Here is a 22,502-nt window from a genome sequence, read left to right as displayed (position 1 = left end):
CTCAAGCTGCATCCTCCTCCGGATCCCCATTCCCGTTGCGGATGGTTCCCGTGAAGATTCGGTATACGGTTTCATCGACCGTCTCGAAGTCGGCGTAGTACGCGAGGTACTTCTTCCAGTTGACGACCGCGAGCATCGCGTTGAGGCAGTTGAGGTCGGCGGTCTGGATGTTGCGGTCGTACTCGTCGGGCCTCCCTGTCGCAGCCGCAATCGCACCGCTCGGCGTGCCGGGGAAGCGGTTCACGACGGCCAGGAGCCCGGAGAGGTGTCCACCTTCGTCTCGGATACCCATGCCGACTTCGATCACGGGGATGCTTCGTTCGTGGAGCCAAGCGAGGATTGCGCTCTTGTCGTCCGCATCGGCAGCGGCCATGAAAACGAAGGTGCAGTTTCCGAGGAGTTCCAGGTTGTCGGCGGTGATGTGATTCGGGTGCGCGGTGATACCCGTGTGCATGTGAGAGTAGACGCGGGCGAAGTGTTTAGCCTTGTTCGGGCGTGACTTGAGGTCCTCGATATCGGCGGCGCCTGGAGCGCGGTATGCGTTGTGGTTATCGAACACGTCACCGTCGAACAACTCGATGGCGTCGACCCAGGTCTTGGACACCTGGTCGAGAATGAAACTGCCGGTACCGCCCAGGCCGATGATGCCGACGCGGTGGCCGCGGAACTTCGCGTTCATCTCAGCGAGACCTGCGCGAGCAGTACCGGTGTCGGGGTACACGAACGGCAGGTCATCCGGAATCTCTGTCCAGCCAGCACCCGGCGTCACCTTCACGGTCGGGTCGAGCGCCTTTGCGGGATGACTCAGGATTCGCACGTAGGAGGTGATCTTGTCGTAGCTGTCGGCGTAGGCGCCGGCGTTCTTCGGCTTACTGGAGATCATGAAGGTCGCGCTGAGTTCCGGGGTAATGGCGTGACCTTCGGGCGACGGACCCGGGATCGGCTGCCCGTGCTGATCGCAGGGCTGTTCACCGATGAACCAGATCCTGTGGTCACCGGAGCCATCCTGGACGACGTCACCGCTGAACACGACCGGCAAGGCGAGCCGCCCGTACGTCACCGTCCTGGCGGCAGTGACGTACGGGACTCGCTCGACGATCAGATGGTTGCCCTCGAACGAGAGGCAGTAGTCCTCGTCGAGCAGCCGACGAGTCGACGGATCACGATCGAACGGTGACGTAGACATCGAAGACCATGTTCTTCTTGACGTGGACTGTGCCGCCGGGGTGGAGCGACCCAGCCCCGCCTCCATTGTGTCCGCGCGAGTACTCGATGCGCGCGACATCTCCGTCGTTGAGCGGCTGGTTCGGGAACGCCAGGTTGTAGACCTGGTCGTAGGAGATCTCCTTCTCGTCCCACTGGAACTCGCGGGTGTTGACGAAGATCATCACGGCGGGCTTGCCGTGACCTGAGTGGTTGTCGTCACTGGGACTCATGGCCCCTCCTTTACCAGGTCCCGTCGGGACCTCACCAAGATTGTATCAGCAAAGCGTCACCGCATTATTCAAGGAACGCCACGGCGTGTCACCGAAGCGGTAGCTCGCGCTAAGCTCACCGCCATGGAGCGGAACTGCGCAGCATGGGCGTGCCCGACATGGACAACGTGACAGACGCCTCCGAGGCATCGACGAGTGTGGAGCGAGTCGATCTCGCGCGACTTGGTGACATGCTCCGCGAGCGCCGCGGGAAGTTGTCGCTGCGCCAGGCCGCAGCCGAGGCCGGGGTCAGCTTCAGCACCTTTACCCGCGTTGAGGCTGGCGCCCAGCCAGACCTCACCTCATTCACCCTCCTGTGCGCATGGCTCGGCGTATCTCCCGGGCAGTTCTTTACGCCTGTTACCGAACGCCAGGTCGCTCCGATCGACGAGGCGATCGCGCACCTCGCCGCCGACCCGCGGTTGGCACCGGACGCCGCTTCGAAGATCGTGGACGTACTTCGCAACATGTATGACGTACTTGCCGAGGCGCCGGCGCAGCCGCAGGTAGTGGCGTGCCATCTGCGCGCCGCATCCATGCTTCGCCCCGGCGTTCCCCATCGCCTCAACTCGCTCCTCGGCGAGATGCACGACAAGTTGGCGGCTCGCGTGGCTGACGGTGCACTGTGACGCTACGCCGCGGCTTCAAGGCCGAAGCCGAACGAGAGGCAGCAAGGACCCGGAGGGAGTTAGGCCTCGCCTCACACGATCGCCTTGACCCACGAGACCTCGCCAAGCACCTGGGTGTCTCGATCGTCAACGCGGGCGAGCTAGTAGACGTTGCGGAACTTGAAGAGCTGGAGCGCCTCCAAGCGTTTGCCTTCTCCGCAGCGACCTTCGAGATCGAGCAGCGCAAGATCATCGTGGTCAGCCCATTGCGCAACACTGGCCGCCAGAACAGCGACATTGCACACGAGCTCGCCCACATCATGCTTAAACACGATTTGTCGGAGATCCGCGAAGTCGACGGGATGCCGTTCCGAACCTGCAAGCCGGACGAAGAAGAAGAGGCCACCGCCTTCGGAGGAACGCTCCTCCTACCTCGCCCCCTACTTCTGAGCGCCGCGCGGCGCCAAGCCTCGATCGAGCAGATCGCTGACCAGTACGACGTGACCGTCGAGATGGCACGCTTCCGATACAACACCACTGGAGTCGCCAAGCAGGCGGCGTCACGCTAAGTCCCACCCATCGCCGCGGCAGACCGAGATCGACACTGATCGTTCACGACCGTGGTCGCCCGTGGGTGTCGCGGATGGAGATTCCGCGTTCGCGAAGTTTGTTGAGCACGGTGACGTGATCGACTCCGAAGTGCCCACCTACTCGGGCAAGAGACCAGCCGAGGTTGTATAGGTTGCTGGCTGTGTCCAGGCATGACGTCGCGGTGCACAGCTGGATCCGGAAGCGATGAGCACATAGCGTTATGTTCATGAATCTCAAGCTCACGCTTCGCGTGAAGATCGACGACCCAACCAGCGGCACGACTCGGCGCTTCACCAAGGTCGTCGAGGGGGCAGCCCCTCACGTACCGCGCATCGGGGAATCGGTGGTAATTCCCGGTGCCAATCGGGCTACGCATCTGGGTGCCCGCCGAGTAGACGAAGTCATCTACCCGCTGGACGGCTCGGTCATCCTGGAGTTCAGCCTCGATGGTCTGTCGAACAAGGTCGAGGACCAGGTGGATATACTGCGCGACGCCGGATTCAGCGAAATCTGATCGCTCGCAGTCAGAAGGCTGGTTCATCGCGCTCCGACGCGGGGTCCTGCTCGACGAACGTCTCACCCAGCTTGTCGAGGTCGGCGCGAACATCGCCTCTGCAGATGGTGGCAGATCTGCCGGATCCCCGAGGACCCGACACGAAGAATTCGGGAATAGCGCCCACAGCTGGCCAACTCCGACCCGCCGAGTTGATTGTCGTGTGACAGCTCGAGACGACCGCGGAAGCCATCCAGACTCCTCACGACGACAGTCCGCGGAGGCTTAGGACGTTGATTCCGAAGAAAGAAGCAACTGATTGCTTCGTTCCGAACGGACCAGGCGCGTCAAGGCGCGGGAACGTTCCGCGCCAACACCCAACGCCTTGCGAAGTAGTCAACAGCAGCGTTGCCAAACATCCTGACACAACGACGACGCCGCAGCTCAGCAAGAGCAGCGAGCATAGACACCCTCATCCAGACTTACATCGCAGACCGCTTCCGCAGCGTGAACACAACGGCCAGCACACAAGGAGATCCCGCCAGTCCAGGACTTCCCGTCTCGCCGAGGTCAGCGGCCCAACATATCGTCAAGAATACGGCATGGTTTGAATACTGCTACTTCACCAGTTAACTGACCAGTTTGCAGCTTCCGCGCAAGAATTTCAGTTTCCACGTGCAGGCACTAGCTATCTGACATTTCTATCAAATACAACGGAAAGAAAATCCTCCGCCGCAGCCCAGTGAACCGCCCCGCGCAATGATTCGTTAATACGTTTCCAGCTATCTGTGTTGTTAGTTGAAGTCCGCAGAATTTCTCTAGACGTTAGTGACTTCATCGAAGCTCTGCCGAGCTCGCGGGTCAGCACTTGGCCGTCGATGTCACAGAATCGAACATACGCTTGCGCGTCGGCTGCGAACGAGGACGCAGTCAAGTCTCGGGTCTGAGATGATGTGCGAGGAGAGGGAGGGCACCATGGACTTCGACAAGCTCCTCGCTGAGAAGACGGCTTCGGCACCGACGGAGCCTCGTGAGCTGTACGCCTCACTGCCCGACAAGGCCAAGGGGTATGGATACCTACGTGACGTGCAGGGCCAGGTACTGACGGCCTGGCACGAACGGCGCCATGAACGCGACTTGGTGGTCAAGGTGAACACAGGGGGCGGCAAGACGATCGACGGGCTGATCATCCTGCGCAGCTACCTCAATGAGGGCCGCGGCCCTGCGCTGTACGTCGCACCCGACAAGTATCTGACTCTCCAGGTTCAAGAGGAAGCCGCCCGTCTCGGCATCGCTACAGTCGACGACCCAGATCACCCCCGATACCTCTCCGGGGACGCAATCGCGGTGATCAACGCTCACAAGCTGTTCAACGGCAAGTCCGTGTTCTCCTCCCGACGACCAACACGAGCACCAGCACCGATTGGCTGCGTCGTACTCGACGATGCACACGCCGCCCTGGCTATCACTCGGCAGAAACTGGCGGTCGAGCTTCCCCGCGAGCATGACGCGTTCGACCCCTTGCTGGAGCTCTTCCGAGAGGACCTTGGCCAGCAGTCCCCAAACGCACTTCTTGACCTTGATGACCACAGTCCCAGCGCACTCGCTCGCGTCCCGTTCTGGGCGTGGCGGAAGAAGCTGGAGCGTGTGCGGACCCAGCTGCACGAGCACCGCGAGTCTGCCGAACTGCTCTACGTCTGGCCCGCCGTCGCAGAAGTCCTGCACCTGTGCCGCGCCGTGTTCACCGGCAACGCGCTCACGATCACCCCCTTCTGCCCGCCGATCCGCCACGTCACCGGATTCGCCGATGCCTGCCACCGGGTGTACCTGACTGCAACCCTGGCCGACGACAGCGTGTTGGTCAGCGATTTCGGTGCGGCTCCTGCGAGCGTCCGCACCCCGATCACACCACTGACGGCAGGCGACATCGGCGAGCGAATGATTCTGGCGCCACAAGAGATCAACCCAGGTGTCGTCCTCCAAGATGCCCGCGAGGCGATCGCCGCCTTGGCGAGCCGACACAACGTCGTGGTGCTGGTACCCAGCGACCGGGTTGCCTCCGAGTGGACCGGGCTGGCCGACCGCGTGGTTCACGCGGACGACGTCGGCCGCACGGTCACCGACCTACGAGCCGGACTTGTTGGGTTGGTCGTGTTCGTCAACAAGTACGACGGAATCGATCTGCCCGAAGACGCCTGCCGGGTACTGGTGCTCGACGGACTGCCTGAGGTCGCCTCCGGAGACGAGCGCCTTGAATCACAGCTTCTGCGGCACGCTGGCACCGACGATCGTCAGGTTCAACGCATCGAGCAGGGCATGGGTCGCGGCGTGCGCAGCAATGAGGACCACTGCGTGGTCTTCCTGCTCGGCGCTCGGCTAAGTCAGCTAGTCGCTGACCCTCGGTCCTTCGCCCGGTTCGGGCCCGCGACTCGCGCCCAACTGGAGCTGTCGCGAACCGTCTCGAGCGGGCTTGACAACCGACCGCTTGGGGAAATCATGAAGGTCGCGGACCAGGCCCTGAACCGCGACCCAGGATGGACCAAGCTAGCTAAGCTGGCGTTAGCCCGGGTACAACCGCAGGCTGGCAGCGTTAGTGACGTCGCGATCGCACAGCGGACCGCGTTCGAGGCCGCGACCGACACCGATGCCCGCGCTGCGGCCGACCAACTCCGTACAGCTGCCGACCTCGTCACTGACAAGCGCGAGAAGGGTTGGTTAGGCGAGCAGCAGGCCGCCTACGTCGACCTGATTGACCCGGTTCGGAGTCAGGAAATCCTGGCGGAAGCTCGCCGCGACAACCCATCGATCCTGCGACCACTGTCTGGAGTCATCTACAAGCCACTGTCAACACCGGACGGGCAAGCGCAGCGTGCGGCCGACGTCCTATCCGACCTCTATACGACCGCAGTTGAACTGCGGCTGGCATTCCAGTCCATCACTGACGACCTAGTGTTCGACCGAAACCGCACCGCCGAGCACGAAAACGCGCTTGCCCACCTGGCCACCCATCTCGGACTCGCCGGACAGCGGCCAGAACAAGATCTCGGTGAGGGACCTGATGTACTGTGGGCACTTGGTGATCTTGGCTTTTGGGTAATCGAGGCTAAGAGCGGATCGAGGTCTCAAGTAATCCACAAGACGGACGCCAACCAACTTGCAGGATCCATGAACTGGTTCCGAGAACGCTACGACTCCACGGCGCAAGCAACCCCCGTGATGGTGCACCGAGCTCACCGTCTCGCCGCGGACGCCGCAGCCACGTTAGGAATGAAGGTGCTGAACGAGGACGGCATAAGTCGTCTCCGCTCCGCAGTGGTCGCGTTCGCTGCCGGCCTCGCTTCCGACCGCTGGGACCAGGCCGAGGTCGTGAGCCGTCATCTAACTGGTCACCTGTTGCGGGCTGCTGACCTGACCGGCTACCTCAGAGACCATCGACCAGCTCGGTAGGGCCTCGGATAGAACAAGGATTCTCAGGGGCTGGTAGCGCTCCGGTACCGGTGCAGCCAGCCGCGACAGTCAGCATTGACCGACAACTGCGAGGGATACGAAATGAGATAGACACTGCTACCGATTGCGTGTCGCGGAAATGGCGCCCACGCTACTTCGGAAACGGCCAGATGCAGCCCCAGCAGCGGTCTACTCAGAAGGAACCTCGCCCTCGGTCACAGACGCCGTGGCTTCAGGCCGGATAGCTAGCCGAGGCCCGCGTCCACTGACTCGAGGGCCTGCTGGAGGTAGCCAACGGCCCGGTGGTGCGACGGCGTTAGACGGGGACGCCCATCCCTCCGGCGACGGCGCGGAGATAACGTCTGTTCAACAGCTCCACGAAGTCAGTACTGTTCGTGAGAGCAGCGATCTCTTCAGTAGTGATCACCAGGACCCTGATGCCGCGAGCTGACGCCTGAATGAGCAGGGAGTGCGCATAGGAGAAATCACGTGGATCACCAGTGATTCCCCTAGCGGCAATCATGAGTCCAACCTCAACGCTGCGGTTGGCGAGAGTATTGATGAAATAGCCGAGCGTGCTGCTGTCGACCGGCTTGCTCCAATCTTTGCACTCGACCAGGAACGTAGCGGGCAACAGAGCCGGTCCATCTGGATCTTCCAAATTGCCCACAGCTACATCGACCTGCTCGCTGCCGAAGGCGCTGATGACGTTCGGCTCGACGAGACATCCCGGCGTGGACTCAAAAAGGTAGACGATCAACTTCTCGTACGCCTTGCCCTGCACATCGGTGTCCAGCGCCGATGCTGCTGCGTTCAAATGATCGCGGATAACCGCGGGGTCGAGTATCATGTCACGCTCCGTGCACCGCACGGTTGCGGGCGCGGACCAACAGTTCGCCTAACGGCATGTTCGCTAGCTCGGTAAGCAGCTCATCGATGGACAACGCAAGCATGAATGAGGCAGTCCGAACCGTGTGTACGCCCGTCGCCAACTCGTCGTAGACCAGGAGACCAAAGCCGACACGAGCAGCTTTCATGTAGGCCTGTAACTGTTGTTCGGCGTTCTGGAGGCCGACTGCCGTGAGCCTGTGTTTGACTTCAACGATGATCGTTCCGAGGACGCTTTCCGTCCCTGGTATGTAAGCCACCGCATCCGCTTCTCGGCCGCCGTCCGGCGGCAACTCGACGTTGCTAGCCACAATGGACCCAGCACCCGACGACAGGATGTCGTAGACCAGACGCTCGTACTGCATCTCTCTCGTTCCGCGGTCTTGCGGAAGGTTGCGGATCGCCTCCAAGCGTGCCCGGAAAGCGGCAAGCGAGGATGGTTCCGGTGAAACCGGAGGATTTGGCCGTTGCCGAGCGCCGCCTGAGGCCACCGACAACATGAACATCCGGAGATGCAGCCGAAGCGCGTCCACGTGTGTGACCAGTGCCCTCACGATAGTCGCTCCAGCTAGTGCTGGAGGAGGCACTTGAGGGGGCTCGACGATCACTAAGATCGGGATCTTGCGGCCGGCGACGACCCCGATCTCGATGAAGATGGCCGCCAGCCCCTCTGCGTAGCTGGTCGGCTGTGATGGCAGCACAGCCACAGCGCAATCAGCTTGATCAATCGCCGCTTGGGCCAGGGTGACGCCCGCGCCCAACTCCGAGGCGGAGAGGACTTCGAACCCTTGATCCACCAACACGCCAGACAACACCTGAACGTCCACGCTGGCGGGTGCGATCAAGAGACAACGCATCGGCCGACCATATCCCAACGCGACGGACTGCTCACGGGGACTGGGGGTTTGCGTAAGAGGACCAGCTAATCGCCGCCTGAACGATGCTCGCCGACAGCCTGCCGCTAGCGGCAGGCCGGTCACCGACAGAGTCAGCACAGGGGCGCGCCGCCATCCTGCATGTTTCCAGCCACCACCCGCTGACCAGACAGCGAACCGACAGGCTACGAAGAAGACGCGAAATACATGCGAAGGATTCGGCGTAAGACGAAGAGAAGGCTGCCGGACCCGCAAGTTTGCGCATTCGAGCACGCTAGCTGCAACAAAGTCTACACTAGCAACGTGTCTATTGGTCCGCTCATCGGCAAACATGTGGCCTTGCGGTAAGGTTGTGCGGCGATGTTCGCCACTCACGGCCACACCTATTGCATAGCCACCAATGACGCGTGTTCGTGCCAGGATATATATCAATGGGCGCGATGTGCGCGTTTCTATCTGGGTGCCACATGGCGGCAACCTCGGGGAATTTCTCGGCCAGGGACCTTCCGGGCTTCGGAACACGCAGTCGGAGGCCTGCCGCCTTTGCCGAGCACTGCGGACAACCTGCCCCGGCACTGGTGCGATGAGCTGGTTTGACCTGCCATTCGTGACCACAGGTATTACATAGCCACCAACGAGCAACGTTGCTTCCGGGCCGGACATCGACAGGACGTAGCGTTCCATTGCGTGTTGGGTGCCATTGTGTGGCGACATCCGGGTAAAGGTCTGCCAGTGACTCGCCAGCGCGCGCAGTGCTCATCGCCTGCGATATTGCTTTTCGCTTACAGTTAACACACCCAGGACCACCACGGACCCGTTTAGCAGGGGATGCATCCCATTCATACCCGCAGGAGCATCGCCACCATCGCTTCGCATTGCTATGCGGGCGCAAATGATCAGGGCGCAGGTCGCCGTTGCGGCTCGGGTGCCATTCAGCAGCAACCTCAGGGTATTCGTCCTGCAACGACTCGCCGGCCGACGGCATCCGACGAGCCCGAGCGCGCCTCGATGCGGCACATTGAGGGCATCCCGTACGCGCTTTGGTCCTGTTGCTTATTGGCGCCTGCCACTCGCAGCCGCAGGTTGAACATAACCACCAAGCCTTGCCGTGGCTGTATGGACGGACGTGAGCTGGAAGGCGGTCACCATTACGGTTCGGGTGCCATTCAGCAGCAACCTCAGGGTATTCGTCCTGCAACGACTCGCCAGGTTTAGGGACAGCGAGCTTCTTAGCTGTTCGCTTGTAGCCACACTGCCTGCACCCGTGGCTTTGGCGAGCTCTTGGAGGAGCTTTCCACTCGTGGCCGCAGGCTCTACATAACCACCAAACTAGATCATTGGATCCCGGGTGCGTATGTTCGGGCCGCAGCTCACCATTGCGGGTAGGGTGCCATTCGACTGCCAGGTCTGGGCGGGCGTTAGCCACCGAGTACCTCAACGTACGACGGATCTCTAAGTCAGCATCCCCCTTCGCCCACGGTTGATCGTCGCTCAGGTATCGCGTGAGGTGAAGAGCGCGATGGCCGACCTCATCCAGTCGCTTAATCACCGCTGTCGCGATCTCTCGCTCCGACCACGTCACCGAGACGATTACATCCAGTGGGCCAATCGGTTCAAGATCCTCGCGGATGCGAAGCACAGACCAGCCAGCCACGCTCAAAGCCTCGGTCTGCACTTGATCCGCCCACACTTTACCTGGAAAGGAATGGGACCATCGTCCGTCGAACTCAACGACGACCTTCCAGGAGGGGACGACGACATCGGCGGCCACGGGACTACGGCCAGACACGACCAACCGCGGATGGGGATGACTCAGCGGAACGCCGGCTGCAGCCAGCTCATGACGAACCCGGATTTCCCGCTGGGACGTACCGGTTAACGAGCATCGTGCACACCCGCAACCTCCGGTCGTACGGTTCTGCGGCGAACTTGACCACTCGGCCCCGCAGATGGAGCACAACCACCACCGCTTCGTAGAACTACTGCCAGGGAAGACATGACTCGGCTTGACATCGCCATTAAGCGAAGGATGCCACTCGGCGGCGATCTCAGGATAAAGATCCGCCAATGACTGGCCTTCACCTGGAGTGCTGAGTTTAGCGCTAGTCGAGCGGTCAGCGCACCGAGGACATCCTCGCGGCTTACTGACACTGGCGCCGGTCCAAGTGCGCTTGCTGGCCGAGGTTCGCCACTCATGCCCACAGACCCCACAGACCCACCAAAACTTATCGGCACTACCTGCCCGAACCTGACTCGGTTCCACGGGACTGTTCCGCGTTGGATGCCACTGCGCGGCAATGTCAGGAAACAAGTCGACCAAAGACTGCCCAGGCTTCGGCATTCGCTGAGCAGTCCCCTTCCGCGCCATCGCCGCCTGTAAAGCGTTCACGTCGTTCACGAAGGAGGACACTAGCCAGCCCCACCGACAAGAACACCGTGTGGATGACTCCAGCGGCGACTCCGTCACCGTCTTCCTCGCACAAAACTAAAATCCGCCTGCGCCTGAGCACTGCGTGAATATTACGAAGGCAGGGTAAGGGTTGCGCCTAGGAGACAGGTTCCGCGGCCAGTTGCGACGGTCCGCGCCACTCCGAGCGGACCACACGCGTCAGGATGCGGGGAACGCTTCGCCCTACACCCAAGGCTTTGCGAAGCCCTTCGGCCGAGATCGGCCGCTGGTGCAGTTCCCGATGACGAGCATCCATCTGCTTCCCACGCTCAACCAAATCATCGTCCAGTCCGGCCAGGGTCACGCTCGGCGCCTCCGATGCAACCTCCCGCACCGCGTTCATCGACTCAACAGCAGCAACGGCCTGCGCGCCGTCACGAAGATCGGCAAGCGCCTGCAGCAAGCCAGGTCCGACCTCGGACCAACCGATCAGTAACAGCGGCCCCACTGCGTCGAACAATGCCTTGCCGATCTGTCCGGCGATCAGCGGTTCGGCCACGTTCAACGCCAGCGTCACCGCACTAGAGAGAACAAGGAGCCGCTGCGCCGAGCGCCGCACCTCAGGGGCTGCTCCATGCGCCGAGAGGCGGCGGATCGCCACGAGCAACGCCACGACCGTCAAGTCCACCGCGGGCGCGACCAACGGCGCGCCCCAAACCGGAACACCGGGCCGGAGAGCGAGAGCGAACACATTGCCGAACCCGAAGAGGACGTCAGCCCGACCACGATCCCCACCATCGTGCTCACAGCCGACACAACCGGATCGCGCCGGTCCTCCACCGTCATCGTCCACACCACCCGGCAACGCGGCCCTCCAAGGTGGCTGGACCAAGCGACAGAACTCGACATCCGCGAGCCCGAGACGCGCCCGAGGGGTCCGAAACAGTCCGACACCAGGCGACACAACACGACACCGCGGACACCTCGCGACCAGACGAAAAGGTCTTGCTCTTAACCAGCCGGTTCGGGGTACGAGTCCCTGATGGCGCACAGTAAGAGGTCAAAGCCCACCAACGGTTTTATCCCGGATTTCCGGATGCCGTCGGTGGGCTTTGATCGTATGTGCAGCCCGAGTGCAGCCGACGTGTCACCCCGATTCGGTTACCGACCGCTACCAGCTACGCCAGGCACGGCAGGACACCCCAGGAGCATGATCGTTCTCATCGATAGCCGCTGAACCAATGTTCCCCCGAGGCTGTTTTCAGCCTACTGATTGTTTTTGTGCCGACGGCAGGCAAGCAGGGTGGAGTCGGCAGCGTGGATCGTCGTTCCGCCGCGGATCAAGGTCCGTGGCCGTTGTTCGACCGCGAGGACGTCGAAACCGTCCGGCAGGCCGGGCAGCAGGTCCTTGGCAGAGAACATCGCCGCGCGCTGGCCGGCGGTCAGTGGGGCGGACGACCCCATCGGGGCATGGCCCACGATCAGGAGGTGGCCACCGGGGGCGACGGCGTCGGCGAGCCGGCGGGTCACCTGTGTCATCCCGCCGTCCGGCGGCTGCAGGTAGTGGCTGGTGACCAGGTCGTAGGATCGGCTGCCCGCGGTGAAGACGCGAGCGTCGATCTGCCACCAGTCGACATGGTCGGCGACGCCGTCCTGCTCGGCGCGCCGGGCAGCGCGTGCCAGGCCGGCTGCGGAGAAGTCAGCGCCGGTGACAGTCCAGCCCTGCCGGGCCAGCCAGATCACATCGCCTCCCTCGCCGCAGCCGATGTCGAGAGCGCTGCCCGGTGTCAGCCCGGCCGCCTCGGCTACGAGCTGCACATTGGGCTGTCCGCTGAAGACCTGCTCCTGGCCGGCGTAACGCTCGTCCCAGCCGTGCGGCTCGAACATGGCGGCCGTCTCCTCGTCGCTGAGCGGCTGGTGTTCTGTCATCTCAAAGGCCTTCCCTTTGCCTGTGGCCGGCTGTCGAAGCGAGTGTCAGGACTTCCCGTCGTGTCGGCGATCATCGAACTTCCGCACGCTGGACTCACGAGAAGTTCAGAGCGTGGCGGGATGTGCCGCGACGGCGCGGTGCACGTCCTCGGTGACCAGGTCGATGTTCATCATTGCCCCGGTCAGCCCACCCTGTGCGGCAGCGTCGATGACCTGCGCCCGGTGGCCTCGCACGTTGCCGGCCGCCCACACCCCGGGAACAGAGGTCGCACCCGTCTGGGGGTCGGCGGGCAGGGTCTCGCCGATGAGCTGGCCGTCCATGTCCTTGACCTCGGCCGTCAGGCCCAGGTCTGCGAGCAGAGTGTCGACTTTGGCCACCGACACGGGGAAGACCACGGCGGCCTGGACTTCGGTCACGCTGTCACCGACCCGGACGCCGCTGAGTGCGTCGTCGGTGACCTCGACGCCGGTGACCCGGCCGGGCACCACGCTGATCTGGCGCGCGGCGAGCTCGGTGCGTTGCGGCGCGGTCAGTTCCACGGACTCGTTGGTGAACAGGGTGACCTTCTCGCTCCACTGACGCCACAGCTGTGCCTGGTGGAGGGAGGCGACGCCGCTGGCGATCAGCCCGATTGCCTTGTCTCGAACCTCGTAGCCGTGGCAGTAGGCACAGTGCAGCACGTCCACGCCCCAGCGGTCGGCGACGCCGGGAATGTCGGGCAGCTCGTCGACGACACCAGTGGCCACCAGTACCCGCCTTGCGTCAACAGTGCTCTCGTCGGCAAGAGTGACCCGCAGGGCATCGTCGCTGACACGCTCCACGCCGATCACGGTGTCGTCGCGGACGGTGCCGCCGTACTGCTCGACCTCCGATCGGCCGATGGCCAGCAGTTCGCGCGGATCGACACCTTCGCGTCCGAGATAGCTGTGGACCTGGGTGGCAGGCGCGTTGCGGGGCCTGCCCGCGTCGATGACCAGTACGTCACGCCGGGCACGGCCCAACGTCACAGCCGCCGCCAGGCCCGCTGGTCCACCACCGATGACGACTACGTCGTGAGTACTCATGCGAGCAACGGTGCAGAAGCCAGTCACCTAGCCGCAACTCTTCTTGCCGGAACGGCAACATGGAGACCCCAGCAGGTGCTGCAGGCGATCACTGGGGCGATCACGGGCACTCGACCACGCCCGCACGATCAGGATGCTCCCGGCGACGATCGGTGGCCGCACACGACGCTCTCGGCGCTCCCGAGATCCACGGCTTGATATTTCGGGCCAGAGGGACATTCCGTACGGGCAGCACGGCGATCACCACGGCCCGGTGCGATCACGCCCGCGAGCATCGGCCTTCGGCGAACCCTGATAGAACCGCCAGCCAGCGTACTGTACGACCATGATCAATCTCAGCGCCGACGGCTGTACCTATGTTCCCCAAGGCCACAATCGAAGCGGGACGTACTCAACGGCCGCTGACCGGTAGTTCGGTCCGGCGGACGAGCGCCAACTGGCGTGGCACGTTGACCCTGTACGTCGCTGGGCACATTCGCAAAGACGCCGACCAAGCGATAGGGCCCGGCATCTGCGGGCCCGAGACGAGCCCGAGAGGTCCGAAACCGTCCGACACCAGGCGACATACCCCGACACTGCTGAGGCGTGGTGACCAGACGAAAAGGTCTTGTTCGACATCACTCGGCACCATCCGACACGGAGCGTCGCTGGCTCTTAACCAGCGGGTTCGTGTCTGCCCAACAGCAGGATCAACGTTCAACTTTGGTCGCTACGGTGCCAGCAGTACGCCGTCGAGCCTCATCCGTTGACGAGGCGCTGCCGTCGACTGCCTTCTCCCGCCGCTCAGAGCACCTCCGCCAGAAGGTGATGGCTGCGTTCACTAGGACGTAACCGCAGGAGACTCTCCGACATTGAGTGCCGAAAAGTCCCCTACGCAGCCCTTTAACACCAGCCGACGTTCCACCGGTCGATCCGGTATGCGGTGGTACCGCCCCAGAGCGTTGCCAAGAGCTGGAAGCCACCGAAGTCGTACACGTCGTACAGGCCCTGCCCTTTGTTGGCGAAGCGGAGAATCACTCCGTTGTACCAGAGTGGCGTATTGTCTTGGATAATGCACTGGTAGAGTTCTTCCCTCTGCTGATACGCCGACGCTTCGGCATCGCCGAGCCCAAGAGCCGCCAGACACGCGAAGCCGGCGAGAAGGATCTTTGTCGCGACAGACATGCTTTCTCCTAAGGTTCTCTAGCCTCCGGTTGAAGGCGAGACCATGCCTATCGCGACGTATTCGGGTGAGTGCAACGTAAATCACTGGTGAGTCTGCCTTCACCAGGGCCGAGCAGGGTGTCCACGAGCGCGGCTGTTTCCTCGTCGAGGTTGACGTCGAGCACGGCGGCGAGCTTTGTCAGCTTGTCGGCGGTTTCTTTCACAGCGGCGAGGTTTCCCGCGCGGTACTCCACGCGGAGAAGGTCGCGATAGAGGAGCTCGCTGACGGGTTCGGCGAGGAGGCCTCGGAGGATCGCACGGCGAGCCGCTGGTAGATCACTGGCCTGTTGGCAGGTTTCAGCCAGGGTGTGGGCGACGTCGACGATGACGTCGATCATTTCTCGCTGGTGCCACGAGTTCCAGGCGTATCGGCCAGGACCGATGTTGCTGAAGGACATTCCGGTGACGAGCTCGAGTGCTGCTTCGAGCTGAGCTCGCCGATCGGAGGTGTCGCGGTTCTGACCGGTGCCGACGAGGTGCCGGAAACGATGCCAGTCACTGTTCATCGACTGCGACAGGCGATAGCCGCCTCCGTCCCCCGCGACGTTCGGGAGGTAGAGGTCGCCGTTCTCGTCATGACCGAGCCAGGTCCGCAGACGGGAGATGTAGCCCTGTCGGGTTGCCGGGGACCAGGGCCGGATGTCCGTTCCGAGTTGCCGGGAGATTTCGTCGGCGGTCGCGCCGGGGTGGAGAAGCAGGAACGCGGCGAGTTCGGTGAGCCGGTTGATCTTCTTGCCTTCGACCTTCGTCGGGTCGACGTTGTGCAGCCCGACCGGCCCGAGAAGCCTCAGCTCAGGTCCCGTCGTCGACGGCGGTTCGGGCGGGACATCCGAGTAGTCGCTTGCGGGCACCTGTTCGGCCTTGGCCTCGGCAGCGAGCGTCGCGATGAGTTCCGCCGCTTGATCGGCGTTCAGGCGCTGGAGCTCGACTTCGATGCCGAGCTCGTCGATCAACGTGGACTTCGTGGAAACATCGAGCCTCCAGCCCTCCGAGGTCGACGTACCCGCAACAACCACTGCGGCAAGGCACTCGTGCTGCTCCACGTCGAAAGGTTCAGCGGACAGGACCACACTCGTTGATGTCACGGCTGTCTCGGAGAGCTCGTCCACCGACGTGAAATGGCGAAAGCGAGCAGGATGGTGCGCCGCGGTTGAGCGACCGAAGCCGACCAATGTCACGGCGATGGACTCGGACCAAGCTGACGTCGCCAGTTCCCAGGCCATGGCCAACAGGACCGACTCGGCTTCTTCCGCGGTCCCGTCGAGCGTGACCGTGCCGATTTCCTCGAGGTTGACCATGACAAGGTCGCGACGAGGGTCGTGGCCGACTGTGACAAGAGCCGGATATGGTGCCGGCACGCTGCTTAGCGCATCGATTTCGAGCGAATCGGCGAAGGATGCGCTGTGCCCCAATGGATGCAGGATCAGGCCGCGACTGCCCACCACCGCGGACCGGAATTCCGGGAGGGAGGAACCCTTCTCTCGGGCACGACAGGCGAGACTGCGTAGCGCGACGTCGAGAGCCTCGGCCGTGGCGGGTTCCTCAGCTTTCCTGAGCGCGGTTTCCAGGTCCGTGGGCAGTGGGCGGCGGATTCGTTGTCCAGGACGACGACGTCGTTGAGCGAGCATCCTGCGCCGAGCGAAGGTCGCCAGAATGCCGGCTGCAAGAAGCCCTCCGAGCCCGACGGCGACGAGGGGTACGACGCTGTCGTACCCCTCAGGAGCGACCTCGACGGGCGCCTGAGCAGGGGGCGACGCTGGCACTCGCTCCGGCAAAGGCCAAGTCGGTTCCGAGGGCCGGGCAGCTGGCGGCGCAGGCTCTGGCTCAGGCCCACAGCCGGGTGGAGTGACTTGCGCAGGAGCCGAGCCTCCAGACGCTGCTCCTCCACCGTGCGCAGACGTTGCCACTCCGGGAAGTTGGAGAACATCACCGGGATGAATCAAATCCGGGTTGTCCAAGACCCGGCCACCAGGCAGTGGCCGACCTCGGTTGAGTTCGAAAATCTCGAGGTACCGGGAAGCGGAACCCAGATGCTTCTGAGCGATCTCAGTCAGCGTGTCACCTGCGCCGACAACCACTTCCACGCACTGCGGTCCGGCAGGAAGAGTGAGACGCCAACCGGGCTTGATCAGGTCGACGCTTCTGAGAGCCTCTCCGTCAGCCTGACGCCGGCCCTGGTTCAGATCGAAGATCTCCTGGTAGCGCCTCTCGTCACCGAGCTGCGTGGCCGCGATGCTCATCAAGGAGTCGCCGGGAGCGACCGTGTACCCGCCGGCGACCGGAGGATCGGCTTCTTCCGCAGCCTGGTGGCTTCTCTGTTCGGGGACCTGCGGAGCGGCGGCGATGGAAGCCGGTGCGGCTGGCTGCGAGGCTTCGGCGGCCGTCGTACCGACCAGGATCCCGAAGAGAACACCTGCCACGAGTCGTTGGGCCCAGCGGAGTCCAGGCAGTCGCGGCGCGGCCACTCCACGCGCGAATGCGACGCATTCGAGTACGACGGCGACGGCGAGTTGCAACCAGGCGATCATCCCGGCGACCGCCACCACGAGCAGGAAGACCTGACCGGTGTCTCGCTCGGTGATCCAGCCGACGACTTCGACGAAGGCTGGTACGTGGTCAGGCAGGAACACCGACTTGAATGTCCACAGGAGAAGCGGCGGTCCGACGATGAGCAGAACGAGACCCAAGACACCGAGGAGGATTCGCACGAACCTTCTCATAGCGGCGCTCCTCTATCCGTCGGAAACCAGATCGGCGGTGCCATGACCGCGCACGGAGAACTCCGGTACTCCGATGACGCCGAGGAAGATGGTGGTTCTGGTGATCGTGGTGTCGACGACGATCCGGCTCCCCTGCACAGCAACGGTTCCAGCAGTGCCAGTCGCCGCGAGGTAGCGCTCCGCTTCGGCGACGGCCTGCTGCGGGTTGATGTCTGCGGCCTGGCCGGCGGCAAGAGCCTGAACGCGGAGCGCCTGCCCCGCTGCGCGCGCAGCTTCTTCGGCGACCGACGTCGCCTCCGAATGGGATTGCGCTTTGCGACTACCGTCAACCGCCCACCCGATCGCGATGATCAGAGCGATACTCAGCCCTACTATCCACACCGAGACCGAGCCCCGTTCACCATGCAGGAGGATCATCGACGGGCTCCGTAGCGATCGATCGGTGATCGGAACTCAGAAGCGGCGACTCGCGAGCCCGGGATCATGAGATCGCCGAACGTGATCTCACAGCTGACGGTGGCGACCACATAGCCGGTGTCGCCCGGCGGCTTGGCGAAGTCTCGAGCATCGACAGCAATGTTGAGCTGCGCGCAGTTCAAGCCCTGCTGAGCGATAACAGCTCGCGCCCGCGCCTCGGCTACCGACGCCGCGGCATGGCCATCACGGGCGATGGAAGCCGCACGCGCGGCAGAGCGCGCTGCCTCGTCCACCGCGGATTCCGCTGTGATGACCCGCATTCCGACCAGCGCGAGACCGAAAAGGACGATCAGCGCCGACACGCCGATCACGACTTCGACGTTCACATCGCCGCGATCCCCGCGCTTCATGGCGTCAGCTGCTCGATCGGCCCGGACGCGCGTTGGCTGACCGAGAAGCGTGCGAACGGTACGAGTGAGGCGGCCTCGGCGGTGACGATGACGGTGACGTTCCGGCCGTCGCTGGTGGCTTCGGCGTTCACATTGGACAGCCAACTGCCGGTCACCCGGCTGACGTAGTTCTGTGCGTGCTGCTCAGCGGCCGCCACGTCGACGGGTGGTAGCCGCGCGGCGTTGACACCGTCACGCGCCGCTTCCAAGGCCACGTTCCGCCCCAAGAACAGGACAACGACTTGCAAGACGAACCACGTGACCAAGAGAACTGCTCCCAGGCCGAGGATTGCCGACACGTTCTCGTCGCCGCGCTCGCCGGTCAGCTGGGCGGCGCGGCGCCGGAGGTTCATTGCCCTCCGATCAGTGGCAGTTTGCCGTTCACGAAGGCCGTGACCGCGCCGGCGATCGCGGTGGCCAGTACGAGGCCGAGTACGGCGTAGATGGCTTTGGTGATGTTCTCGTCGCCACGCTCGCTCTCACGCACGAACTGTGCTCCGCGCTTCTGCAAGACGCATCCGATCGTGAGTACGGCGAACTGCAGGCGGGTCACCACTGTTTTGAGCATGGATTTCTCCTTTGTTTCAGGTGCCGAGCATCGTGAAGATGCCGGGGAAGGCGAGAAAGACGATGAACGCCAGGCCCATCACGGCGATCGGCATGTCCATCCGATCCGAACGGATCGACGAGCCGGTCTTCTGGTCCGCCAGGCCTTGCTGGGTGATCGATGCCGCTTTCGAGCGCAGGGTGTCCGCGATGCTCGCTCCGCCCTCGCTCGCGCTGGTGATGATGTGGCCGAGATCCCTGAGTTCACGAACACCCAGCTCATCGGCGAGGCGCTCAAGACCTTCCCATGGCATCCGGCCGCGCAGGGACGCTTCGTTCATCGCCAGCCGGATCCGGTGAAATGCCCAGCCGTCACCTAACGAGGCCGGGTAGCGCATCGCTTCGACCGGGCCGCGGTCGCCGAGGCGCCCGAGAGCGACGAGGTTCGCATAGGCGACCAGAGCACCTCGGAACGCCGCCCGCGCCTTCTGCGCTTTGGCGCGCAGCAGGAGTCGCGGAAGCGTCCAGCCGCATGCTGCGACGCACAGCGACATCGCTCCCGTCAGAAAGACCGGTGCCCCAGCCCCGAGGATGGCAAGTGCCGCGCCCGTCAGCGGAACCGCCAGCGCTCCGGCGGACGCATAGCCGATGCGGCTCAGCATGAAAGATTCGCGTTTCTGGCCGACAAGGTCGAGATCTGCAGTCGGCAACCTCGCTCCACAGCGGTCGGCAAACCGGATCACCGCTCGGAACACTGGATTCAGCGTCGAACTGTCCGAAACGACAGGTGGACCGTTGAGGACGTCGCTGAGCCGGAGGCGTCCGGGCACGTATGCCGCGATGATCAGTGTCGTGCTGCCGGCGATTCCCAGCGCCAGCAGGATGAGTTGGCCGAGCGTGCTCATGTCCGCCGCCGAGGCCGTGCGGAGAGGAACCGGGCGGCCGGCGGCTCAAGGCCCAGCTGACGTAGCCATGCCGCGGAGGCCCCGACCAGACCGAGCACCACGGCCAGGACAACCTGTCCAACCGGAGTGGCATAGGCAGAGGTGTACATCGAGCTGCCGAAGAGCGCGATGCCCAAGAACATCGCCGCCCAGATGCCGAGCAGGACCCGCGCGGTAGACCTCCTTCGGGCTCGTTCGGATTCCGCGGTCCGGCGAGCGACGATGTCCTCGGCAACCTGGCGAGCGAGCGCCCGCAGCAGGCCGGCGACCCCTGAGCCTTGGCGGTGTGCGACGCAGAGGCCGGCCACCGCGGCGTCCCCGATCTGGTCGTCGATGTCGTCGGCGAACTCGAGCAGGGCTTCCTGCACGTCCCAGGTCCGCAGTCGATGCGCCAGCGTGGTCAGCTCGCGGGCGAGGCACGTCGGCGCTTCGCGGGTGGAGCTCTGTATGGCGCTGACGAGTCCCGTGTTGCCGGCCGCCATGACGTCGCTGAGGCGTCGCAGCCAGGTTTCCAGGGCTTCCAGTCGCTCGATGCGTTGTTTGGCGATCGCGCCCGCTGCGAAAAGCCACGGCAGGAAGACGATGAAGACCGTGATGGCCACCCCGGCGATCGGCCAGCCGGAGACGAGCCAGACCAGAGCGCCGGCTGACAGTGCGAGTGGTCCTCGCCAGCGCAGGCCGCGATGCCGCCGAAGTGCCTTCGGCTGGAAGACAAGCTTCCGCCGTCGGCCGACACCGAACGCTCCGGCGAGGATGAGGGCCAGGCCGCCGACGAGACCGACGCCGAGCAGGGCAAGGGCGAGTTCAGGCATGGGCCCACTCCCCGTCGCTGCCACAGGTCAGCCAGTTCCGATCGAACCCGGCGCGCTCGTAGTCCTCGATGTCGGTCGGCAGATTGCCGGTAGGCACCGAACGACGACCCTCTGCACGTTGGAAGAGATGAGTCCGCGCGGGTCGCCCATACTCACCAGCCTCGACGGAGACGATCTCGGCGACGTAGCGATCGAGGCTGCTTCCGTCGGCAACAAGGTCGACATGCACGATGAGATCGATCGCATGTGCCACGGTTTCGTGCGCCAACTCGGGTGTCCATGCCGAGTTCCCCTCAAGACAGAGGCGGGCCATCCGGTTGATGGCGTCCCCCGCGTTGCGGGCATGCAGCGTGGAGAGTGAGCCCGATCCGCCCGTCGAAAGCGCGTCGAGCATCGGGATGATCTCGCGGCCGCGGACCTCGCCCACGATCGTGCGCGTGGTGTGCATGCGCAGCGACTGCCAGACCAAGTGCGACAGGTCGGCGACGGTGTTGCCGGACCGCTCAGAATTACCGACCCGTTCCTCGAAAGCGACCACGGCAGGAAAGCGATCACGATGCCGATGCAGGCCGAGTTCGAACTCGGTCTCCAGTGTCGCGAACCGTTCGTCCGGAGGGATCTCCCAGCAGAGGGCTCGCAGGAGCGTCGTCTTCCCCGCCCGTTGCCTGCCGCAAACGACGATGTTCTTCTCCGCTCGCACCGCCGCGCGCAGGAGTGCGAGTTGCGCCGTCGAGATCATCCGCCGCTTGCGGAGGTCCGCCAGCCCGGTCTTGGACAGCCGGTGCCGTCGGATGGAGACGTGCGGGCGGTCGCTGACTTCGATGGTGGCGGCCAGGCGCTCCCCGCCCGGTAGTTCCATGTTCAGCAGCGGTGACGTGCTGTTGATGGAGCGCTCGGTCCTACCATGGCGGGCGGCCAGGCGCTGTAACCAGCGAAGCAAGGCTTCATCAGTTGGCGCGATCCGGGGCGCACGCATGACCGTGCCGTCCGCATAGGACAGCCAGACGGGCTCATTGCCGATGATGTCGATGTTCTCGACGCCTTCGTCCGCCAGCAACGGTTCCAGCCGTCCCAGGCCGAACATCTCCGCCATCACGGCCTGCTTGACGAACCACTCCTTGCCAGGATCCAGGAACGGCCTGCCTCGACCAGCCCACTCCTTGATCGCAGCCGAGAGAACCTCGTCGATCAGCTTTCCGGCGAGCGCACGCTCGAAGCCTCCCGATTCCGACTCACTATGGCGCGCCATCTCTTCTTCAACCTGCTTCGCGAGAACCTGTTGGACACGATCGACAAGCTCGTCCGCTCCTGCGAAGTCCTGCTCAACCAACATGGCGGTCCCCTCCCCCAGCAGACGAGGCAGGCCGCGGAATCGACGGAGGCGGCGGCCTCCTCACTAGTTCACGTCGCGGCCTCTCTTGCCTGGCGGGTGCCTGCTCAGGGATCACCCGCCCTCGCAGCCTTCGCGACCGGGTGAAGGCTCGCTTGCCGATTTCGAACCCGAGCCTCCGGGCGGACTCCATCAACGCCGAGGTCTCGAAACGTTTGCCTGGCCTAAACGTGTCCGTGAACTGCGTGGCGGCGGACGGATCCCACGGCATCTCACCGACAACCGGTAGACCGAGTTTCGCGAACTGCCTCTCGACCTCTT

Annotated in this window: 21 protein-coding genes; 4 read left to right on the top strand and 17 right to left on the bottom strand. The window is 63.7% G+C overall.

What is annotated here, in order from left to right:
- Position 1: 1 nt before the first annotated feature.
- Both AC069I_RS10035 and AC069I_RS10030 read right to left on the bottom strand, forming a co-directional pair.
- Entirely contained in the window at positions 2–1,186 is a 1,185-nt protein-coding gene (locus tag AC069I_RS10035; RefSeq protein ID WP_478265212.1) for a ThiF family adenylyltransferase, read from the bottom strand.
- Positions 1,161–1,436, bottom strand: a complete 276-nt coding sequence (locus AC069I_RS10030; protein ID WP_478265211.1) for a multiubiquitin domain-containing protein — start codon at positions 1,434–1,436, stop codon at positions 1,161–1,163. Before AC069I_RS10030 ends, AC069I_RS10035 begins: the two co-directional genes overlap by 26 nt.
- Positions 1,437–1,579: 143 nt before the next feature.
- Here AC069I_RS10030 and AC069I_RS10025 point away from each other — a divergent pair, with 143 nt between their 5' ends.
- The 4 genes from AC069I_RS10025 to AC069I_RS10010 all read left to right on the top strand — a co-directional run bounded on the left by AC069I_RS10025 (position 1,580) and on the right by AC069I_RS10010 (position 6,614).
- The gene (locus AC069I_RS10025; protein WP_478265210.1) at positions 1,580–2,104 is read left to right on the top strand and encodes a helix-turn-helix domain-containing protein; all 525 of its coding nucleotides are present in this window, start codon (positions 1,580–1,582) and stop codon (positions 2,102–2,104) included.
- On the top strand, positions 2,101–2,652 hold the full coding sequence (locus AC069I_RS10020; protein WP_478265209.1) for an ImmA/IrrE family metallo-endopeptidase: 552 nt from the start codon (positions 2,101–2,103) through the stop codon (positions 2,650–2,652). Before AC069I_RS10025 ends, AC069I_RS10020 begins: the two co-directional genes overlap by 4 nt.
- 248 nt (positions 2,653–2,900) lie before the next feature.
- Complete coding sequence (locus AC069I_RS10015; protein WP_478265208.1) at positions 2,901–3,188, top strand: hypothetical protein; 288 nt, start codon at positions 2,901–2,903, stop codon at positions 3,186–3,188.
- Between the two features lie 954 nt (positions 3,189–4,142).
- A complete protein-coding gene (locus AC069I_RS10010; RefSeq protein ID WP_478265207.1) occupies positions 4,143–6,614 on the top strand; it encodes a helicase C-terminal domain-containing protein in 2,472 nt (823 codons plus the stop codon).
- Between the two features lie 316 nt (positions 6,615–6,930).
- Here the strand turns inward: AC069I_RS10010 and AC069I_RS10005 are convergent, their stop codons facing one another.
- The 15 genes from AC069I_RS10005 to AC069I_RS09935 form a co-directional block, all read right to left on the bottom strand.
- Positions 6,931–7,464, bottom strand: a complete 534-nt coding sequence (locus AC069I_RS10005; RefSeq protein ID WP_478265206.1) for a restriction endonuclease — start codon at positions 7,462–7,464, stop codon at positions 6,931–6,933.
- A 1-nt stretch (position 7,465) separates the two neighbouring features.
- Positions 7,466–8,359 (bottom strand): hypothetical protein, encoded by an 894-nt coding sequence (locus tag AC069I_RS10000; RefSeq protein ID WP_478265205.1) that lies wholly within the window; start codon positions 8,357–8,359, stop codon positions 7,466–7,468.
- Between the two features lie 337 nt (positions 8,360–8,696).
- Entirely contained in the window at positions 8,697–10,718 is a 2,022-nt protein-coding gene (locus AC069I_RS09995; protein WP_478265476.1) for a zinc-ribbon domain-containing protein, read from the bottom strand.
- Positions 10,719–10,923: 205 nt separating this feature from the next.
- Entirely contained in the window at positions 10,924–11,439 is a 516-nt protein-coding gene (locus tag AC069I_RS09990) for a hypothetical protein (protein ID WP_478265204.1), read from the bottom strand.
- A gap of 593 nt (positions 11,440–12,032) precedes the next feature.
- Complete coding sequence (locus tag AC069I_RS09985; protein WP_478265203.1) at positions 12,033–12,695, bottom strand: class I SAM-dependent methyltransferase; 663 nt, start codon at positions 12,693–12,695, stop codon at positions 12,033–12,035.
- A 105-nt stretch (positions 12,696–12,800) separates the two neighbouring features.
- A complete protein-coding gene (locus AC069I_RS09980; protein WP_478265202.1) occupies positions 12,801–13,760 on the bottom strand; it encodes an NAD(P)/FAD-dependent oxidoreductase in 960 nt (319 codons plus the stop codon).
- Between the two features lie 882 nt (positions 13,761–14,642).
- A complete protein-coding gene (locus AC069I_RS09975) occupies positions 14,643–14,924 on the bottom strand; it encodes a hypothetical protein (protein ID WP_478265201.1) in 282 nt (93 codons plus the stop codon).
- A 47-nt stretch (positions 14,925–14,971) separates the two neighbouring features.
- Complete coding sequence (locus AC069I_RS09970) at positions 14,972–17,683, bottom strand: LysM peptidoglycan-binding domain-containing protein (protein WP_478265200.1); 2,712 nt, start codon at positions 17,681–17,683, stop codon at positions 14,972–14,974.
- A 12-nt stretch (positions 17,684–17,695) separates the two neighbouring features.
- Entirely contained in the window at positions 17,696–18,100 is a 405-nt protein-coding gene (locus AC069I_RS09965) for a pilus assembly protein TadG-related protein (RefSeq protein ID WP_478265199.1), read from the bottom strand.
- Positions 18,097–18,510 (bottom strand): hypothetical protein, encoded by a 414-nt coding sequence (locus tag AC069I_RS09960; RefSeq protein WP_478265198.1) that lies wholly within the window; start codon positions 18,508–18,510, stop codon positions 18,097–18,099. Before AC069I_RS09960 ends, AC069I_RS09965 begins: the two co-directional genes overlap by 4 nt.
- On the bottom strand, positions 18,507–18,902 hold the full coding sequence (locus tag AC069I_RS09955; protein ID WP_478265197.1) for a hypothetical protein: 396 nt from the start codon (positions 18,900–18,902) through the stop codon (positions 18,507–18,509). Before AC069I_RS09955 ends, AC069I_RS09960 begins: the two co-directional genes overlap by 4 nt.
- Positions 18,899–19,117: a hypothetical protein gene (locus AC069I_RS09950; protein ID WP_478265196.1), complete on the bottom strand. Its 219-nt coding sequence runs from the start codon at positions 19,115–19,117 to the stop codon at positions 18,899–18,901. The genes AC069I_RS09955 and AC069I_RS09950 overlap by 4 nt, the downstream gene beginning before the upstream one ends.
- A gap of 16 nt (positions 19,118–19,133) precedes the next feature.
- Positions 19,134–20,000: a type II secretion system protein gene (locus AC069I_RS09945; protein ID WP_478265195.1), complete on the bottom strand. Its 867-nt coding sequence runs from the start codon at positions 19,998–20,000 to the stop codon at positions 19,134–19,136.
- Positions 19,997–20,851, bottom strand: coding sequence for a type II secretion system F family protein (locus AC069I_RS09940; RefSeq protein WP_478265194.1), 855 nt, complete (start codon positions 20,849–20,851; stop codon positions 19,997–19,999). The genes AC069I_RS09945 and AC069I_RS09940 overlap by 4 nt, the downstream gene beginning before the upstream one ends.
- A complete protein-coding gene (locus AC069I_RS09935) occupies positions 20,844–22,184 on the bottom strand; it encodes a CpaF family protein (protein ID WP_478265193.1) in 1,341 nt (446 codons plus the stop codon). Before AC069I_RS09935 ends, AC069I_RS09940 begins: the two co-directional genes overlap by 8 nt.
- Between the last annotated feature and the right edge of the window lie 318 nt (positions 22,185–22,502).

The sequence above is a fragment of the Amycolatopsis sp. NPDC043885 genome (genome assembly GCF_056435685.1).
This window is presented reverse-complemented; position numbering and strand designations above follow the sequence as displayed.

What these genes read in the sequence shown, in the direction of transcription:
- AC069I_RS10035 (WP_478265212.1), bottom strand. Translation starts at nt 1,186, where the DNA reads ATGTCTACGTCACCGTTCGATCGTGATCCGTCGACTCGTCGGCTGCTC.
- AC069I_RS10030 (WP_478265211.1), bottom strand. Translation starts at nt 1,436, where the DNA reads ATGAGTCCCAGTGACGACAACCACTCAGGTCACGGCAAGCCCGCCGTG.
- AC069I_RS10025 (WP_478265210.1), top strand. Translation starts at nt 1,580, where the DNA reads ATGGGCGTGCCCGACATGGACAACGTGACAGACGCCTCCGAGGCATCG.
- AC069I_RS10015 (WP_478265208.1), top strand. Translation starts at nt 2,901, where the DNA reads ATGAATCTCAAGCTCACGCTTCGCGTGAAGATCGACGACCCAACCAGC.
- AC069I_RS10010 (WP_478265207.1), top strand. Translation starts at nt 4,143, where the DNA reads ATGGACTTCGACAAGCTCCTCGCTGAGAAGACGGCTTCGGCACCGACG.
- AC069I_RS10005 (WP_478265206.1), bottom strand. Translation starts at nt 7,464, where the DNA reads ATGATACTCGACCCCGCGGTTATCCGCGATCATTTGAACGCAGCAGCA.
- AC069I_RS10000 (WP_478265205.1), bottom strand. Translation starts at nt 8,359, where the DNA reads ATGCGTTGTCTCTTGATCGCACCCGCCAGCGTGGACGTTCAGGTGTTG.
- AC069I_RS09995 (WP_478265476.1), bottom strand. Translation starts at nt 10,718, where the DNA reads ATGCCGAAGCCTGGGCAGTCTTTGGTCGACTTGTTTCCTGACATTGCC.
- AC069I_RS09985 (WP_478265203.1), bottom strand. Translation starts at nt 12,695, where the DNA reads ATGACAGAACACCAGCCGCTCAGCGACGAGGAGACGGCCGCCATGTTC.
- AC069I_RS09980 (WP_478265202.1), bottom strand. Translation starts at nt 13,760, where the DNA reads ATGAGTACTCACGACGTAGTCGTCATCGGTGGTGGACCAGCGGGCCTG.
- AC069I_RS09975 (WP_478265201.1), bottom strand. Translation starts at nt 14,924, where the DNA reads ATGTCTGTCGCGACAAAGATCCTTCTCGCCGGCTTCGCGTGTCTGGCG.
- AC069I_RS09970 (WP_478265200.1), bottom strand. Translation starts at nt 17,683, where the DNA reads ATGAGAAGGTTCGTGCGAATCCTCCTCGGTGTCTTGGGTCTCGTTCTG.
- AC069I_RS09965 (WP_478265199.1), bottom strand. Translation starts at nt 18,100, where the DNA reads ATGATCCTCCTGCATGGTGAACGGGGCTCGGTCTCGGTGTGGATAGTA.
- AC069I_RS09960 (WP_478265198.1), bottom strand. Translation starts at nt 18,510, where the DNA reads ATGAAGCGCGGGGATCGCGGCGATGTGAACGTCGAAGTCGTGATCGGC.
- AC069I_RS09955 (WP_478265197.1), bottom strand. Translation starts at nt 18,902, where the DNA reads ATGAACCTCCGGCGCCGCGCCGCCCAGCTGACCGGCGAGCGCGGCGAC.
- AC069I_RS09950 (WP_478265196.1), bottom strand. Translation starts at nt 19,117, where the DNA reads ATGCTCAAAACAGTGGTGACCCGCCTGCAGTTCGCCGTACTCACGATC.
- AC069I_RS09945 (WP_478265195.1), bottom strand. Translation starts at nt 20,000, where the DNA reads ATGAGCACGCTCGGCCAACTCATCCTGCTGGCGCTGGGAATCGCCGGC.
- AC069I_RS09940 (WP_478265194.1), bottom strand. Translation starts at nt 20,851, where the DNA reads ATGCCTGAACTCGCCCTTGCCCTGCTCGGCGTCGGTCTCGTCGGCGGC.
- AC069I_RS09935 (WP_478265193.1), bottom strand. Translation starts at nt 22,184, where the DNA reads ATGTTGGTTGAGCAGGACTTCGCAGGAGCGGACGAGCTTGTCGATCGT.